This is a genomic window from Burkholderia sp. AU30280, from assembly GCF_020420125.1.
Lineage (GTDB): Bacteria > Pseudomonadota > Gammaproteobacteria > Burkholderiales > Burkholderiaceae > Burkholderia.
On the sequence record NZ_JAIZRY010000004.1, the window covers coordinates 200897 to 216476 of the forward strand.

Sequence of the window (15580 nt, forward strand, 5' to 3'; positions counted from 1 at the left end):
CATGGGCCGTCCGGCCTCGCGCAGTGCGGCTCCGTCCGTTTCACACCTTCTTCACATCCGATACCGCCGTGCGTCTGAGCTCGATCAAACTCGCTGGCTTCAAATCCTTTGTCGATCCCACGCATTTCCAGGTTCCGGGCCAGCTTGTCGGCGTGGTGGGCCCGAACGGGTGCGGCAAGTCCAACATCATCGACGCCGTGCGCTGGGTGCTCGGCGAGTCGCGCGCTTCCGAGCTGCGCGGCGAGTCGATGCAGGACGTGATCTTCAACGGCTCGACCGCCCGCAAGCCCGGCAGCCGGGCCAGTGTCGAACTGATCTTCGACAACTCCGACGGCCGCGCGGCCGGCCAGTGGGGCCAGTACGGCGAGATCGCCGTGAAGCGCGTGCTCACGCGCGACGGCACGTCGAGTTACTACATCAACAACCTGCCGGCGCGCCGCCGCGACATCCAGGACATCTTCCTCGGCACCGGCCTCGGGCCGCGTGCGTACGCGATCATCGGGCAGGGCATGATCGCGCGGATCATCGAGGCGAAGCCGGAAGAGCTGCGCGTGTTCCTCGAGGAAGCCGCGGGCGTGTCGAAGTACAAGGAACGCCGCCGCGAAACCGAGAACCGCCTGCACGACACGCGCGAGAACCTGACGCGTGTCGAGGACATCGTCCGCGAACTCGGCGCGAACCTCGAGAAGCTCGAGGCACAGGCCGTCGTCGCCACCAAGTACAAGGAACTCGTCGCCGACGGCGAGGAGAAGCAGCGCCTGTTGTGGCTGCTGCGCAAGAACGAGGCCGCCGGCGAACAGCAGAAGCAGCAGCGTGCGATCGAGCAGGCGCAGATCGACCTCGAAGCGCAAACGGCGAAGCTGCGCGAGGTCGAGGCGCAGCTCGAGACGCTGCGCGTCGCGCATTACTCGGCAAGCGACGCGATGCAGGGCGCGCAGGGTTCGCTCTACGAGGCGAACGCCGAGGTGAGCCGCCTCGAAGCCGAGATCAAGTTCATCGTCGAATCGCGCAATCGCGTGCAGGCGCAGATCGCCGCGCTCAATGCGCAACGCGAGCAATGGCGCGCGCAGGCCGAGAAGGCGCAGGACGAGCTCGAGGAAGCCGAGGAAGCGCGCGCGATGGCCGACGAGAAGGCCGCGCTCGCCGAAGACAACGCGGCCGCGAAACACGACGCGCTGCCGGCGCTCGAGGCGAAGTGGCGCGACGCGCAGGCGCAGCTCAACGACGAGCGCGCGCGGATCGCGCAGACCGAACAGTCGCTGAAGCTCGAAGCCGCGCACCAGCGCAACGCCGACCAGCAGCTCCAGCAGCTTCAGCAGCGCCATGAGCGCCTGAAGAGCGAAGCGGGCGGGCTCGACGCGCCGGACGAAGCCCAGCTCGAAGAACTGCGCATGCAGCTCGCCGAGCAGGAAGAGATCCTGGCCGAAGCGCAGGCGCGTCTCGCCGACGCGCAGGAAACGGTGCCGCGCCTCGACGGCGAACGGCGTGCCGCGCAGGAGCGCGTGCAGGCCGAAGCCGCGCAGATCCACCAGCTCGAGGCGCGTCTCGCCGCGCTGAAGCAGTTGCAGGAAAACGTGCAGACCGAAGGCAAGGTGCAGCCGTGGCTCGACAAGCACGAGCTCGGCGCGCTGCCGCGTTTGTGGAAGAAGCTGCATGTCGAAGCGGGCTGGGAAGCCGCGCTCGAAGCCGTGCTGCGCGAGCGCCTCGCCGCGCTCGAAGTGTCGAATCTCGACTGGGTGAAGGCTTTTGCCACCGACGCACCGCCCGCGAAGCTTGCGTTCTACGCACCGCCTGCGGCCGGCGAACCGCCCGCGGCCGTGGCCGGCCTGCGTCCGGTGCTGTCGCTCGTGCGCATCGACGATGCGGGCATCCGCGCGGTGCTGAACGACTGGCTCGGCAGCGTGTACGTCGCCGACGACGTCGCGCAGGCGCTCGCGACGCGCGCGCAGCTGCCGGCAGGCGGCGCGTTCGTCGTCAAGGCCGGCCATATCGTCACGCGCGTCGGCGTGCAGCTGTATGCGGCCGATTCGGAGCAGGCCGGGATGCTGGCCCGTCAGCAGGAAATCGAAAACCTGACGCGCCAGGTGCGCGCACAGGCGCTGCTCGCCGACGAGGCGCGCACGGCAGCCGTGCGTGCGGAAGCCGCGCACACGCAGGCCACGCAGGCGCTCGGCGACGTGCGAGCGCAGGCCGAGCGTGCGACGCAGCGCGTGCACGCGCTGCAGATGGACGTGCTGAAGCTCGCACAGGCGCACGAACGTTACACGCAGCGCAGCACGCAGATCCGCGAGGAACTCGAGGAAATCGGCGCGCAGATCGAAGAGCAGCGCGCGATGCGCGCGGAGTCGGAAGCGAATTTCGAGCGTTTCGACGGCGAACTCGCGGAACTGCAGGCGCGCTTCGAGGACAACCAGCTCGCGTTCGAAGCGCTCGACGAATCGCTGACGCAGGCGCGTCAGGAAGCGCGCGATCTGGAGCGCGGCGCGAACGATGCGCGCTTCGCCGCGCGCAACGCGGTGACCCGGATCGACGAGCTCAAGCGCAGCATCCAGGTCGCGCACGAGCAGAGCGAGCGTGTTGCCGGATCGCTGGAAGACGCCCGCGCCGAGCTCGAGACGATCAACGAGCAGACCGCGCACACGGGCCTGCAGGACGCGCTCGAGATTCGTGCGGTGAAGGAAGAGGCGCTGCAGGCCGCACGGATCGAACTCGACGACCTGACTGCAAAACTGCGCGCGTCGGACGAGCAGCGGCTTGTCGCCGAGCGCTCGCTGCAGCCGCTGCGCGACCGCATCACCGAATTGCAGTTGAAGGAGCAGGCCGCGCGCCTGTCGGTCGAGCAGTTCGCCGAGCAGCTCGCGACGGCCGAGGTCGACGAGGCCGCGCTGAGCGAGAAGCTGACGCCGGATCTGAAGCCGTCGTACCTGCAGGGCGAGGTCACGCGCCTGAACAACGCGATCAACGCGCTCGGCCCGGTGAACATGGCCGCGCTCGACGAGTTGAAGGCCGCGAGCGAGCGCAAGGTGTTCCTCGATGCGCAGTCGGCCGACCTGATCGACGCGATCACGACGCTCGAGGATGCGATCCACAAGATCGACCAGGAAACCCGCACGCTGCTGCAGGGCACCTTCGACGAGGTCAACCGTCACTTCAGCGACCTGTTCCCGCGCCTGTTCGGCGGCGGTCAGGCGAAGCTGATCATGACGGGCGACGAAATTCTCGACGCCGGCGTGCAGGTGATGGCGCAGCCGCCCGGCAAGAAGAACGCAACGATCCACCTGCTGTCGGGCGGCGAGAAGGCGCTGACCGCGACCGCGCTGGTGTTCGCGATGTTCCAGCTGAACCCGGCGCCGTTCTGTCTGCTCGACGAGGTCGACGCGCCGCTCGACGACGCGAACACGGAGCGTTTCGCGAATCTCGTGCGCGCGATGTCCGACAAGACGCAGTTCCTGTTCATCTCGCACAACAAGATCGCGATGGAAATGGCGCAGCAGCTGATCGGCGTGACGATGCAGGAGCAGGGCGTGTCGCGGATCGTCGCGGTGGACATGGAAACCGCCGCGGGTTTTGCCCAGAATTGACGTTTGACGAAACCGGACCGCGTTCGCGCGGCGCATGGGCGCCCGTTCGCGGTTCCGACGAACAAGAATTGCTGATGGAGCGTGCATGGACGAGTTGACACTCGGTTTGATCGGCGCGGGCGCCGTCGTGGTGGGCGGCGTCGTGGTCTACAACGCATGGCAGGGCGCGAAGGTGCGGCGCAGGATGCCGCGCCCGATGCCGGAGGAAGCGGTCGAGGCGATGAACCGCCCCGAACGCGAGGAAGAACTGCCGTTCATCGAGCCGGTGCGTCAGCCGGTGCGGCGCGAGCCCACGGCACCGGCTTCGGCGGCCGCCACGCCGGCCGAAGTCGCGCGCGTCGAGCCGACGTTCGGCGGCGCAGCGCCGGCCGACATGCCGGCCGATCTGCAGGCCGAGGCGACCGGCGTCGATACACCGGCCGAATCGGTCGAGCCGGTTGCCGGCGAAGAAGCCGCACCGGCCTCCGCGCACGAAACGCATGCCGAACCGGCCGAGCCGGCCGAACCCGTGCTGCCGGCCGCAACGACGATCTCGTCGGCGCCGCCGGCGATCGTCGACCGCCGGATCGACTGCATCGTGCCGATCCGCCTCGGCGGGTCGCTGCCGGGCGACAAGATCCTGCCGGCCGCGCAGCGGCTGCGCCGCGCGGGCAGCAAGCCGGTGCACATCGAAGGCAAGCCGGAAGGCGGCCAGTGGGAGTTGCTGCAGAACGGCGTGCGCTACGAGGAACTGCGTGCGGCCGCGCAACTCGCGAACCGCAGCGGCGCGCTGAACGAGCTCGAGTTCTCCGAATTCGTGACGGGCGTCCAGCAGTTCGCCGACGCGATCGACGGCGCGCCCGAATTCCCGGACATGATGGAAACGGTCGCGATGGCGCGCGAGCTCGACGCGTTTGCCGCGCAATGCGACGCGCAACTGTCGATCAACGTGATGTCGGACGGCGCGCCGTGGTCGGCGAACTACGTGCAGGCGGTTGCATCGCAGGACGGGCTGTTGCTGTCGCGCGACGGCACGCGTTTCGTGAAGCTCGACGCGAAGCAGAACCCCGTGTTCATGCTGCAGTTCGGCGACACGAACTTCCTGCGTGACGACCTCACGTACAAGGGCGGCAACATGATCACGCTGGTGCTCGACGTGCCGGTTGCCGAAGAGGACATCCTGCCGTTCCGGCTGATGTGCGATTACGCGAAATCGCTGTCAGAACGGATCGGCGCGCGCGTGGTCGACGATTCGCGCCGGCCGTTGCCGGAGTCGACGCTGCTGGCGATCGAGCAGCAGCTGATGAAGCTGTACGCGAAGCTCGAGGAAGCCGGCATTCCGGCCGGTTCGCCGGTCACGCGCCGACTCTTCAGCCAGTAACGCGAACGCGCGGACGGCGGGCGTCGGCGCCGCCGTTCGTCGCTGCGGCGCACACCTTGCCGTTTGCGCTGCAGCACGCGCGTCGGGCGCGCATTGCACGCCCCGCCACGGCGGCAAACTGAGATAATCGGGCATCCGATTTTCTCAGAACGAATCTGCCGCCAGCATGGCCCGAACCCAAGCCGAACCGCCAGCCAGCCAGCCCGACGCGCGCGCCGCGTGGCTGCGCGATCAACTCGAGCGGGCGAACTACGCCTACTACGTGCTCGACCAGCCGGATCTGCCCGACGCCGAATACGACCGGCTGTTCCGCGAACTGCAGCAGCTCGAAACCGACCATCCCGAACTCGTGACGCCCGATTCGCCGACGCAGCGCGTCGGTGGCGAGGCGGCCGGCGGCTTCACGCCGGTCGTCCATGACGCGCCGATGCTGTCGCTCAACAACGGCTTCGCCGACGAGGATATCGTCGCATTCGACAAGCGTGTCGCCGACGCGCTCGACAAGACGACCGATCTCGCCGGCTCGGTAACGGAGCCCGTCGAATACGCATGCGAACTGAAGTTCGACGGTCTCGCGATCTCGCTGCGTTACGAGCAGGGCGTATTCGTGCAGGCGTCGACGCGCGGTGACGGGACGACGGGCGAGGACGTGACCGAGAACGTGCGCACGATCCGCTCGATTCCGCTGAAGCTGAAGGGCACGAACGTGCCGGCCGTGCTCGATGTGCGTGGCGAGGTGCTGATGTTCAAGCGCGATTTCGCACGCCTGAACGAACGCCAGCGCGCGGCCGAGCAGCGCGAATTCGCGAACCCGCGCAACGCGGCGGCCGGCAGCCTGCGCCAGCTCGACTCGAAGATCACCGCGCAGCGCCCGCTGTCGTTCTTCGCGTACGGGATCGGCGTGCTCGACGGGATGCCGATGCCCGACACACACAGCGCGCTGCTCGACTGGTACGAGTCGCTCGGCCTGCCCGTGAACCGGGAGCGCGCGGTCGTGCACGGCGCCGAAGGCTTGCTCGACTTTTTCCGCAAGATCGGCGAGAAGCGCGAGTCGCTGCCGTACGACATCGACGGCGTCGTCTACAAGGTCAACCGGCGCGACGAGCAGGAGCGCCTGGGCTTCGTGTCGCGCGCGCCGCGCTTCGCGCTCGCGCACAAGTTTCCCGCGCAGGAAGCGCTGACCAGGCTCGTCGCGATCGACGTGCAGGTCGGCCGGACGGGCGCGATCACGCCGGTCGCGCGCCTCGAGCCCGTGTTCGTCGGCGGCGCGACCGTCACCAACGCGACGCTGCACAACGAGGACGAAGTGCGCCGCAAGGACATCCGGATCGGCGATACCGTGATCGTGCGCCGCGCGGGCGACGTGATCCCCGAGGTGGTCGGCGCGCTGCTCGACCGGCGCCCGGCCGATGCGGTCGAATTCGTGATGCCGACCGAATGCCCCGTGTGCGGCTCGAAGATCGAGCGCCTGCCGGACGAGGCGATCGCGCGCTGCACGGGCGGCCTGTTCTGCCCGGCGCAGCGCAAGCAGGCGCTGTGGCACTTCGCGCAGCGCCGCGCGCTCGACATCGACGGGCTCGGCGAGAAGATCATCGACCAGCTCGTCGAGCTGAATCTCGTGCGCACGCCGGCCGACCTGTTCAATCTCGGCTTCGCGACGCTCGCCGAGCTCGACCGTTTCGCCGAGAAGTCGGCGCAAAATCTGCTCGACTCGCTCGAGAAGGCGAAGCATACGACGCTCGCGCGCTTCATCTACGGGCTCGGTATCCGTCACGTGGGCGAATCGACCGCGAAGGATCTCGCGAAGCATTTCGGCTCGCTGACGCCGATCATGGATGCATCGATCGAAGAGCTGCTCGAAGTCAACGACGTCGGGCCGATCGTCGCCGAGTCGCTGCATCAGTTCTTCGCGGAAGAGCACAACCGGACCGTGATCGAGCAATTGCGAGCGCCGGGCAAGGTGACGTGGCCGGAAGGGCCGCCCGCGCCGAAGGCGCCGCAGGGTGTGCTGGCCGGCAAGACGGTCGTGCTGACGGGCACGTTGCCGACGCTCACGCGCGATGCCGCGAAGGAAATGCTCGAAGCGGCCGGCGCGAAAGTGGCCGGTTCGGTATCGAAGAAGACGGATTACGTGGTCGCGGGCGCCGAAGCCGGCAGCAAGCTCGCGAAGGCCGAGGAGCTCGGCATCCCCGTGCTGGACGAAGACGGTCTGCACCAACTCCTGGAGGGCAATACGCCATGATTCGCGAGATCCTGAAGATGGGCGATCCGCGCCTGCTCGAAATCGCCAAGCCGGTCGAGCGGTTCGATACCCCCGAACTGCACGAGATCGTCGCGGACATGTTCGAGACGATGCACCATGCGAACGGTGCCGGCCTGGCCGCGCCGCAGATCGGCGTCGGGCTGCAGATCATCATCTTCGGCTTCGGTAACAACAACCGCTACCCGGACGCGCCGCCGGTACCCGAGACCGTGCTGATCAACCCGAAGGTCGAATACATGCCGCCGGACATGGAAGAGGGCTGGGAAGGTTGCCTGTCGGTACCGGGCATGCGGGGCGTCGTCAGCCGCTATGCGAAGGTGCGCTACAGCGGCTTCGACCAGTTCGGCGAGAAGATCGATCGCGTTGCCGACGGTTTTCACGCACGCGTCGTCCAGCACGAATACGATCACCTGATCGGTAAGCTGTATCCGATGCGGATCACCGACTTCACGCGCTTCGGCTTCACGGAAGTGCTGTTTCCGGGGCTCGATCCGGCTTCCGACGACTGATCCGCCGGCTTGCCCGGCGCTTGCCCGGTTTCTCGCAGGAAACGAAAAAGCCCGCTTACGCGGGCTTTTTCATTGCGTGGCGCACGTGTGTGCGCCCGCGGTCAGAACGTCTCGTCAGCCGACAGATAGCGCCATTGACCCTGCGGCAGCGCGCCGAGCATCACGCGACCCATGCGCACGCGCTTCAGGCCGATCACGTCGAGGCCCACCAGTTCGCACATGCGGCGGATCTGGCGCTTCTTGCCTTCGCGCAGCACGAAGCGCAACTGCTCGCCGTTCTGCCAGCTCACCATCGCGGGCTTCAGCGCGACGCCGTCGAGCTCGAGGCCGTGGCGCAGCTTCGCGAGCGATTCCGCGGGGAAGTGCTGGTCGATGTCGATGAGCCGCTCGCCGAAGCGCACGCGCACCAGGTATTCCTTGTCGATATCCGACTGCTCGCCGATCAACTGCTTCGCGATCACGCCGTTCTGCGTCAGCACGAGCAGGCCGGTCGAATCGATGTCCAGGCGGCCGGCCGGTGCGAGCGCGTGCAGGTGCTGCGGCGAGAAGCGCACCGGCGAATGGTCGCCGCTCCAGCGGTTCGCGCGCGTGATCAGCACGGCCGCGGGCTCGTAGCCGTCTTCCGCCTGGCCCGACACGTAACCGACCGGCTTGTGCAGCAGGATCGTCATTTGCGCGGCCTGCGCGGCGCTGGCCCGCTCGTCGATCTCGATCTTCTGGTCGGCGCGTACCTTGGTGCCGAGCGTGTCGATGCGTTCGCCGTCGACGAGAACCCAGCCCTTTTCGATCCATTCGTCGGCTTCGCGGCGCGAGCACATGCCGAGCTCGGACATCCGTTTCGACAGGCGCATCAGGCCCGATTCGTCACCGTAGTCGATGTCGGTGGCCGGCTTCTTGACGGGTTTCGCGGTCTTCATCCCCGTGCCGGACGAGCGGCGTTCGGTGCTGCCACGCTCGCCGTCGCGGGCGGGACGGGCAGGGCGGTCGCCGAAGCTGCGCTTGGCGCCTTCGCCGGCTGCCTTGTCGCGATAGGGGGCGCGAGCACCGCCTTCGCCGGCACTTGTGCGGCGCGGGCGTGCATCGTCATCGCGGCGGGGCGGGCGATCCGAGGATGTGCGACGGTCGCCAAAGCTGCGTTTCGCGCCTTCGCCGGATGCGTTGTCGCGATACGGTGCGCGTGCGCCGCCTTCACCGGCACCTGCGCGGCGCGGGCGTGCATCGTCATCGCGGCGGGGCGGGCGATCCGAGGATGTGCGACGGTCGCCGAAGCTGCGTTTTGCGCCTTCGCCGGCTGCCTTGTCGCGATAGGGTGCGCGAGCACCACCTTCGCCGGCACTTGCACGACGCGGACGTGCATCGTCATCGCGGCGGGGCGGGCGATCCGAGGACGTGCGACGGTCGCCAAAGCTGCGTTTCGCACCTTCGCCGGATGCGTTGTCGCGATACGGCGCGCGTGCGCCGCCTTCACCGGCCCCTGCGCGACGCGGGCGTGCATCGTCATCGCGGCGGGGCGGGCGATCCGAGGACGTACGACGGTCGCCAAAGCTGCGTTTCGCACCTTCGCCGGATGCGTTGTCGCGATACGGCGCGCGTGCGCCGCCTTCACCTGCGCCTGAGCGACGCGGACGTGCATCGTCATCACGACGGGGCGGGCGATCGGACGACGTGCGACGGTCGTCGAAGCTGCGCTTTGCGCCTTCGCCGGATGCGCTGTCGCGATACGGCGCGCGTGCGCCGCCTTCACCGGCACCTGCACGACGCGGACGTGCATCGTCATCGCGGCGGGGCGGGCGATCGGACGACGTGCGACGGTCGCCAAAGCCGCGCTTCGCGCCTTCGCCGGATGCGTTGTCGCGATAAGGGGCACGCGTGCCGCGTTCGGCACCGCCGTCACGCGGCGCCCGCTTGGACGGTGCGCGATCCGCGCCCGGGCGTTCGGCGCCCGCGGCAGCGCGCGGCTTGAACGTGCGCTCGCCGACGGCGGCCGGGGCCGCCTTCTTCGGTCGGGCCGGCTTGTCCCCTGCGGGCGGCGCAGCAGGGCGCACCGCCTTGCGGGCGACGAGGCTGCCGGAGCGGACAGGGGCGCGGGTCGGCGACGCCGGCTTCGGATTCTTGACGGTTAGTTTGGTGCGCATAAACGCTGGAATTCATTCAGACTGCGATCGCACGCAGCAATTCGGTTTCGAGCTGGATCTGCAGGCGGCTGTCGGACAGGCCGGCACCCGCGAGCAGAAAGATGTCCTCGACGCGTTCGCCGAGCGTATTGATCCGCGCCGCGTGGACGCCGATCCGGTGCTCGGCGAGTACGCGCGCGATCGAATAGAGAAGGCCCGGCCGGTCGTTGGCCGACACGGACAGGATGTAGTACTGGCCGCGCTCGTCGGCCCGCAGGTCGACGCGCGGCGTGATCGGAAACGTCCGGGACAGCCTCGACAGGCGGCCCTTGGACGGCTCCGGCAGCGGTGCGGTTTCGGTGAGCCGCGACGCGAGCTGTTGTTCGACGAGATTCGCGATGTCGCGGTACCGCACGTCACTTTCGGTCTGCGTGACAATGAAGTTGTCGAGCGCATAGCCGTGCCGCGTCGTGCTGACCCGTGCGTCGAGCACCGACAGCCCGTTGCGGTCGAAATACGCGCAGATGCCCGCGAACAGGTCGGGGCGATCCTTCACGTACACGAGGACCTGCAGCGCATCGCCGATCGGCGACGGTCGCGCGCGGACGATCGCGGTTTCGGCATTCACGTGCCGGTACAGCACGCGTGTCTGCCATGCGATGTCGGCCGCGTCGTGACGCAGGAAGAAGCCGACGTCGAGCTGATCCCACAGCGCGCGATGTGCGTCCTCGGGCACGGTCTCGAGACGAAGCAGCGCGAGCGCCTGCTCCTGCCGCGACTTCAGCTCCGAATGCGCGTCGGGGTTGGCCCCGCCGAGCACCGCGAGCGTGATGCGGTACAGATCCTCGAGCAGCTTGCCCTTCCACGTGTTCCACACCTTCGGGCTCGTGCCGCGGATATCGGCGACGGTCAGCAGGTACAGCGCGGTGAGGTACCGTTCGTTGCCGACGACTTCGGCGAAGCGCTTGATGACTTCGGGGTCGCTCGTGTCCTGCTTCTGTGCGACCTGGCTCATCGTCAGGTGATGCTGGACGAGCCACACGATCAGCGCCGCGTCGTCGCTGGCGATACCGTGCTCGCGGCAGAAGCGCCGTGCGTCGGCCATCCCGAGCGTCGAATGGTCGCCGCCGCGGCCCTTCGCGATGTCGTGGAACAGCGCCGCGACATACAGTACCCACGGGCGCTCGAAGTTGCCGATCAACTGGCTGCAGAACGGATATTCGTGCGCGTGCTCGGCCACCGCGAAGCGGCGGATGTTGCGCAACACCATCAGGATGTGCTGGTCGACCGTGTACACGTGGTACAGGTCATGCTGCATCTGGCCGACGATGCGGCGGAAGTTCAGCAGGTAGCGGCCGAGCACGCTCGTCTGGTTCATCAACCGGAACGCGTGCGTGATCCCTTCGGGTTGCTGAAGGATCCGCATGAACATGTCGCGATTCTGCGGATCGCGGCGCCACGTGTTGTTCATGATCTCGCGCGAGTTGTACAGCGCGCGCAGCGTGCGGGCGGACAGCCCCTTCACGCCGCGGGTCGTCTCGTACAACAGGAACGCTTCGAGGATCGCGTCGGGGTGGCGTTCGAACACGCCGTCGTCGACGATCTCGAGCATCCCCTGTTTCTCGACGAAGCGATCGGCCGACAGCACGCGCGTGATGCCGCTCGTCGCGGGGAAGAGCTGCGCCTCGATGTTCTGGATCAGGATCGTCGCGAGCTGCGTGACGGCTTTCGCGGCCCAGTAGTAGCGGCGCATCAGTTGCTCGCTGGCGCGCTTGGTCTGCGTCGGCTGGTAGCCGAAGCTCTCGGCAGCCTGCGTCTGCAGGTCGAACACGAGCATGTCCTGGCGGCGGCCGGCGATCACGTGCAGCCGCGCGCGCAGCGTCTTCAGGAAGCCTTCGTTGCGGCGCAGCTCCCGCGCTTCGCGATCGGTGATGAGGCCACGCGTGTCGAGTTCGCGCCAGCTGCTGCCGAAACCGGCCGCGCGCGCGATCCAGAGGATCGTCTGCAGGTCGCGCAACCCGCCGGGGCTTTCCTTCACGTTCGGTTCGAGGCTGTACGGCGTGTCCTGGAACTTCGCGTGGCGCTGGCGCATCTCGAGCACCTTCGCGGTGAAGAACGCGCGGGCGTCGAGCGCCTCGTGGTAGCGCACCGTGAAGCGTTCGAACAGCGCGGTGCTGCCAACGATGCGGCGCGCTTCCAGCAGCGAGGTCTGCACGGTGACGTCCTGCGACGCCTCCTCGATGCACTGCGCGACCGTGCGCACGCTGCTGCCGATCTCGAGGCCGAGATCCCACGCCATTCCGATGAAGCGTTCGATGCGTGCATCGAGCGCCGGGTCGTGCGCATCGGGCAGCAATACCAGGATGTCGACGTCGGAATAGGGCGCGAGCTCGCCGCGCCCGTAGCCGCCGACGGCGACGAGGGCGAGCGTCGCGGGCAGCCCGCAGTCGTCCCACACGCGCTTCAGCGCTTCGTCGGTGAGCTTCGACAGCGCGTGCATCAGCGACGCGACGTTCGCCGCGCGGCGAAAGCGCTCGAGCATCTCCGTCTTGGCGGCCTTGAATTCGGCGCGCCGCGACAGCGCTTCGGGCGAGGGGGCAGCGTGAGCGCTCATGGGCGGCCGTTCAGGTGCGGGTGGGGCGGGCTGGCGCGACGGCGCTCAGACGGCGGCGGCCGGTTGCGCGAACACGGGGCGCGCCGGCGTGCCGGCCGACACGGTCAGCACTTCGTAGCCGGTTTCGGTGACGAGCACCGTGTGCTCCCACTGGGCCGACAGGCTGCGGTCGCGCGTCTTGACCGTCCACTGGTCGGGCATCGTGCGGATGTCGCGCTTGCCGGCGTTGATCATCGGCTCGATCGTGAAGATCATCCCGGCCTTCAGTTCGATGCCGGTGCCCGGGCGGCCGTAGTGGACGACCTGCGGATCCTCATGGAACACCGTGCCGATGCCGTGGCCGCAGTATTCACGCACGACGCTGTAGCCCTGCGCTTCGGCGTGCTTCTGGATCGCGTAGCCGATGTCGCCGAGGTGCGCGCCGGGCTTGACCTGGTCGATGCCGAGCCACATGCATTCGTAGGTGGTCTGCACGAGGCGCTTCGCGAGGATCGAACCCTCGCCGACGATGAACATGCGGCTCGTGTCGCCGAAGTAGCCGTTCTTGATCACGGTGATGTCGATGTTCAGCGCATCGCCGTTCTTGATCACCTTCTCGCCGGGAATGCCGTGGCAGATCACGTCGTTGACCGAAATGCAGGTGGCCTTCGGGTACGGCGGGTAGCCGGGCGGCTGGTAGTTCAGCGGCGCGGGGATCGTGCCCTGTTCGTTGAGCATGAACTCGTGGCAGAGGCGGTCGAGTTCGGCGGTCGTGATGCCCGCGACAACGTGCGGCGTGATGAAGTCGAGCACTTCGCTCGCGAGACGGCAGGCGACGCGCATCTCGGCGATATCGTGTTCGTTTTTGAGCGTAATAGCCATCGAGGTATGCCTGGAATGCGGTGAATTGACGGATTATCGCACCTTCTGGCAGGCGTCGCAGCCCCTGCCGGCGGTGCGGGTGCGGGTTTTCGCGGATTGTCCGGCCGGCTGCCGCGCGGCAAGCGAAAGTGGCGGGCGACTTGAGAGCGGACAAATCGGCGTGCTATACTCTTTGGCTAAGTCGATATCCAAATGCCGATGTGCCCCGTTTTGGGGCGGCATGGCGGTGAAAGGCTTGCGGCACGCGCATTTCGCACGTGTCGAATCGCAAGCCGGCGCAACCAGGGTGCCGGCCGCGCGGCATTCGCGCCCTTCGGGGTGGGATCGCGCGGCGGTACGGCAGCCGGCTTAAGACCCAACCCTCGTGGAGAATTTACATGGCAGTTACGATGCGCCAAATGCTGGAAGCGGGTGTCCACTTCGGTCACCAGACGCGCTTCTGGAACCCGAAGATGGCCCCGTTCATTTTCGGTCACCGCAACAAGATTCACATCATCAACCTCGAAAAGACGCTGCCGATGTTCACGGACGCACAGAAGTACGTGCGCCAGCTGGCAGCGAACCGCGGCACGATCCTGTTCGTCGGCACGAAGCGTCAATCGCGTGACACGATCGCCCAGGAAGCGCAGCGCGCAGGCATGCCGTACGTCAACGCACGCTGGCTCGGCGGCATGATGACCAACTTCAAGACGCTGAAGGTTTCGATCAAGCGCCTGAAGGACATGGAAGCGGCAGTCGAGGCAGGCGAGCTCGAGAAGATGAGCAAGAAGGAAGCGCTGCTGTTCGAACGCGAAATCGCGAAGCTGCAGAAGTCGATCGGCGGCGTGAAGGACATGGGCGGCATTCCGGACGCAATCTTCGTCGTCGACGTCGGCTACCACAAGATTGCCGTGACCGAAGCGAACAAGCTGGGCGTGCCGGTCATCGCCGTGGTCGATACGAACCACTCGCCGGAAGGCGTGGATTACGTGATCCCGGGTAACGACGACTCGAGCAAGGCAGTTGCGCTGTACGCTGAAGGCGTGGCCGACGCGATCCTCGAAGGCCGTGCGAACGCGGTCAACGAAGTGGTCCAGGCTGCTCGCGGCGACGACGAGTACGTCGAGGAAAACGCGTAACTGGCCCCGAGCCGGCGCAAAAAGGGGGCTCTCAACAGGCCCCCTTTTTTTAAGCTTGTGCGCCGGACCTGATCGCGCCGAATCGGCGCGGGTCCGGAAACGAATCTCGGCCGTTCGCGTCCAAGCGGGCGGCGTTGTGAATACAGACTCAAGGAGCGAATGATGGCGGCAATTACCGCAAGCATGGTGGCAGAACTGCGCGCAAAGACCGACGCACCGATGATGGAATGCAAGAAGGCGCTGACGGAAGCTGACGGCGATCTGGCCAAGGCTGAAGAGCTGCTGCGCGTCAAGCTCGGCAACAAGGCGAGCAAGGCGGCATCGCGCGTGACGGCAGAAGGCGTCGTCGCATCGTTCGTCGGCGGCAACGCAGGCGCGCTGGTCGAACTGAACTGCGAAACCGACTTCGTCGCGAAGAACGACGACTTCCTCGCATTCTCGAAGACGGTTGCAGAACTCGTCGCGACGCAAAACCCGGCCGACGTGGCTGCGCTGTCGGCACTGCCGCTCGAAGGCTCGACGGTCGATGCAGTGCGTCTGGCGCTGATCGGCAAGATCGGCGAGAACGTCTCGATCCGCCGTTTCGTCCGTTTCGAAACTGCAAACAAGATCGCAACGTACCTGCACGGCGCGCGTATCGGCGTGATCGTCGAGTACACGGGCGCGGAAGAGCAGGTCGGCAAGGATGTCGCGATGCACATCGCGGCAATGAAGCCGGTCGCGCTGTCGTCGGCCGACGTGCCGGCAGAACTGATCGAGACGGAACGCCGCGTGGCCGAGCAGAAGGCTGCGGAATCGGGCAAGCCGGCCGAAATCGTCGCGAAGATGGTCGACGGTAGCGTCCAGAAGTACCTGAAGGAAGTGTCGCTGCTGAACCAGACGTTCGTGAAGAACGACAAGCAGACGATCGAGCAGATGCTGAAGGCAGCGAATGCCGCAGTGCAGAAGTTCGCGCTGTTCGTCGTCGGCGAAGGCATCGAGAAGCGCCAGGACGACTTCGCCGCCGAAGTGGCCGCGCAAGTCGCAGCAGCAAAGCAGCAGTAAGCCGTAAGCAGTCAGGCAGTATCCGCGGCGGGCGTCCGCTCCGCCGCGGTCGGCGCCGCCGCCGGCCGGCCGGGAAACCCGGTCCGACCGTCGGCGCTTGCCCGAATCAGTATTTC

Annotated in this window: 9 protein-coding genes; 6 read left to right on the forward strand and 3 right to left on the reverse strand. The window is 67.1% G+C overall.

Annotated elements, in window-relative coordinates; translation table 11 throughout:
* Window positions 1-68 precede the first annotated feature (68 nt).
* From smc to def, 4 genes are all read left to right on the forward strand, one after another.
* Entirely contained in the window at window positions 69-3581 is a 3513-nt protein-coding gene (gene smc / locus LGN17_RS11160; protein WP_226196756.1) for a chromosome segregation protein SMC, read from the forward strand.
* An 85-nt stretch (window positions 3582-3666) separates the two neighbouring features.
* Window positions 3667-4941 (forward strand): cell division protein ZipA C-terminal FtsZ-binding domain-containing protein, encoded by a 1275-nt coding sequence (locus LGN17_RS11165; RefSeq protein WP_226196758.1) that lies wholly within the window; start codon window positions 3667-3669, stop codon window positions 4939-4941.
* A gap of 166 nt (window positions 4942-5107) precedes the next feature.
* A complete protein-coding gene (gene ligA / locus LGN17_RS11170; RefSeq protein ID WP_226196760.1) occupies window positions 5108-7183 on the forward strand; it encodes an NAD-dependent DNA ligase LigA in 2076 nt (691 codons plus the stop codon).
* The gene (gene def / locus LGN17_RS11175; RefSeq protein ID WP_226196762.1) at window positions 7180-7713 is read left to right on the forward strand and encodes a peptide deformylase; all 534 of its coding nucleotides are present in this window, start codon (window positions 7180-7182) and stop codon (window positions 7711-7713) included. The genes ligA and def overlap by 4 nt, the downstream gene beginning before the upstream one ends.
* A gap of 101 nt (window positions 7714-7814) precedes the next feature.
* Here the strand turns inward: def and LGN17_RS11180 are convergent, their stop codons facing one another.
* From LGN17_RS11180 to map, 3 genes are read right to left on the reverse strand one after another with little or no spacing between them, the layout of a single operon-like run.
* Complete coding sequence (locus LGN17_RS11180) at window positions 7815-9848, reverse strand: pseudouridine synthase (protein ID WP_226196764.1); 2034 nt, start codon at window positions 9846-9848, stop codon at window positions 7815-7817.
* A gap of 16 nt (window positions 9849-9864) precedes the next feature.
* Complete coding sequence (locus LGN17_RS11185; protein ID WP_226196766.1) at window positions 9865-12441, reverse strand: [protein-PII] uridylyltransferase; 2577 nt, start codon at window positions 12439-12441, stop codon at window positions 9865-9867.
* A 45-nt stretch (window positions 12442-12486) separates the two neighbouring features.
* Window positions 12487-13302, reverse strand: coding sequence for a type I methionyl aminopeptidase (gene map / locus LGN17_RS11190; protein ID WP_021159103.1), 816 nt, complete (start codon window positions 13300-13302; stop codon window positions 12487-12489).
* Window positions 13303-13679: 377 nt separating this feature from the next.
* On the opposite strand from map, the gene rpsB reads away from it, so the two are divergent.
* Window positions 13680-14420 carry a 30S ribosomal protein S2 gene (gene rpsB, locus LGN17_RS11195; protein WP_006483818.1) on the forward strand — a complete coding sequence of 247 codons (741 nt, stop codon included), beginning with the start codon at window positions 13680-13682 and terminating at the stop codon, window positions 14418-14420.
* A 162-nt stretch (window positions 14421-14582) separates the two neighbouring features.
* Window positions 14583-15464 carry a translation elongation factor Ts gene (gene tsf, locus LGN17_RS11200; protein ID WP_021159104.1) on the forward strand — a complete coding sequence of 294 codons (882 nt, stop codon included), beginning with the start codon at window positions 14583-14585 and terminating at the stop codon, window positions 15462-15464.
* Window positions 15465-15580: the final 116 nt, after the last annotated feature.

What these genes read in the sequence shown, in the direction of transcription:
- LGN17_RS11165 (WP_226196758.1), top strand. Translation starts at nt 3,667, where the DNA reads ATGGACGAGTTGACACTCGGTTTGATCGGCGCGGGCGCCGTCGTGGTG.
- ligA (WP_226196760.1), top strand. Translation starts at nt 5,108, where the DNA reads ATGGCCCGAACCCAAGCCGAACCGCCAGCCAGCCAGCCCGACGCGCGC.
- def (WP_226196762.1), top strand. Translation starts at nt 7,180, where the DNA reads ATGATTCGCGAGATCCTGAAGATGGGCGATCCGCGCCTGCTCGAAATC.
- LGN17_RS11180 (WP_226196764.1), bottom strand. Translation starts at nt 9,848, where the DNA reads ATGCGCACCAAACTAACCGTCAAGAATCCGAAGCCGGCGTCGCCGACC.
- LGN17_RS11185 (WP_226196766.1), bottom strand. Translation starts at nt 12,441, where the DNA reads ATGAGCGCTCACGCTGCCCCCTCGCCCGAAGCGCTGTCGCGGCGCGCC.
- map (WP_021159103.1), bottom strand. Translation starts at nt 13,302, where the DNA reads ATGGCTATTACGCTCAAAAACGAACACGATATCGCCGAGATGCGCGTC.
- rpsB (WP_006483818.1), top strand. Translation starts at nt 13,680, where the DNA reads ATGGCAGTTACGATGCGCCAAATGCTGGAAGCGGGTGTCCACTTCGGT.
- tsf (WP_021159104.1), top strand. Translation starts at nt 14,583, where the DNA reads ATGGCGGCAATTACCGCAAGCATGGTGGCAGAACTGCGCGCAAAGACC.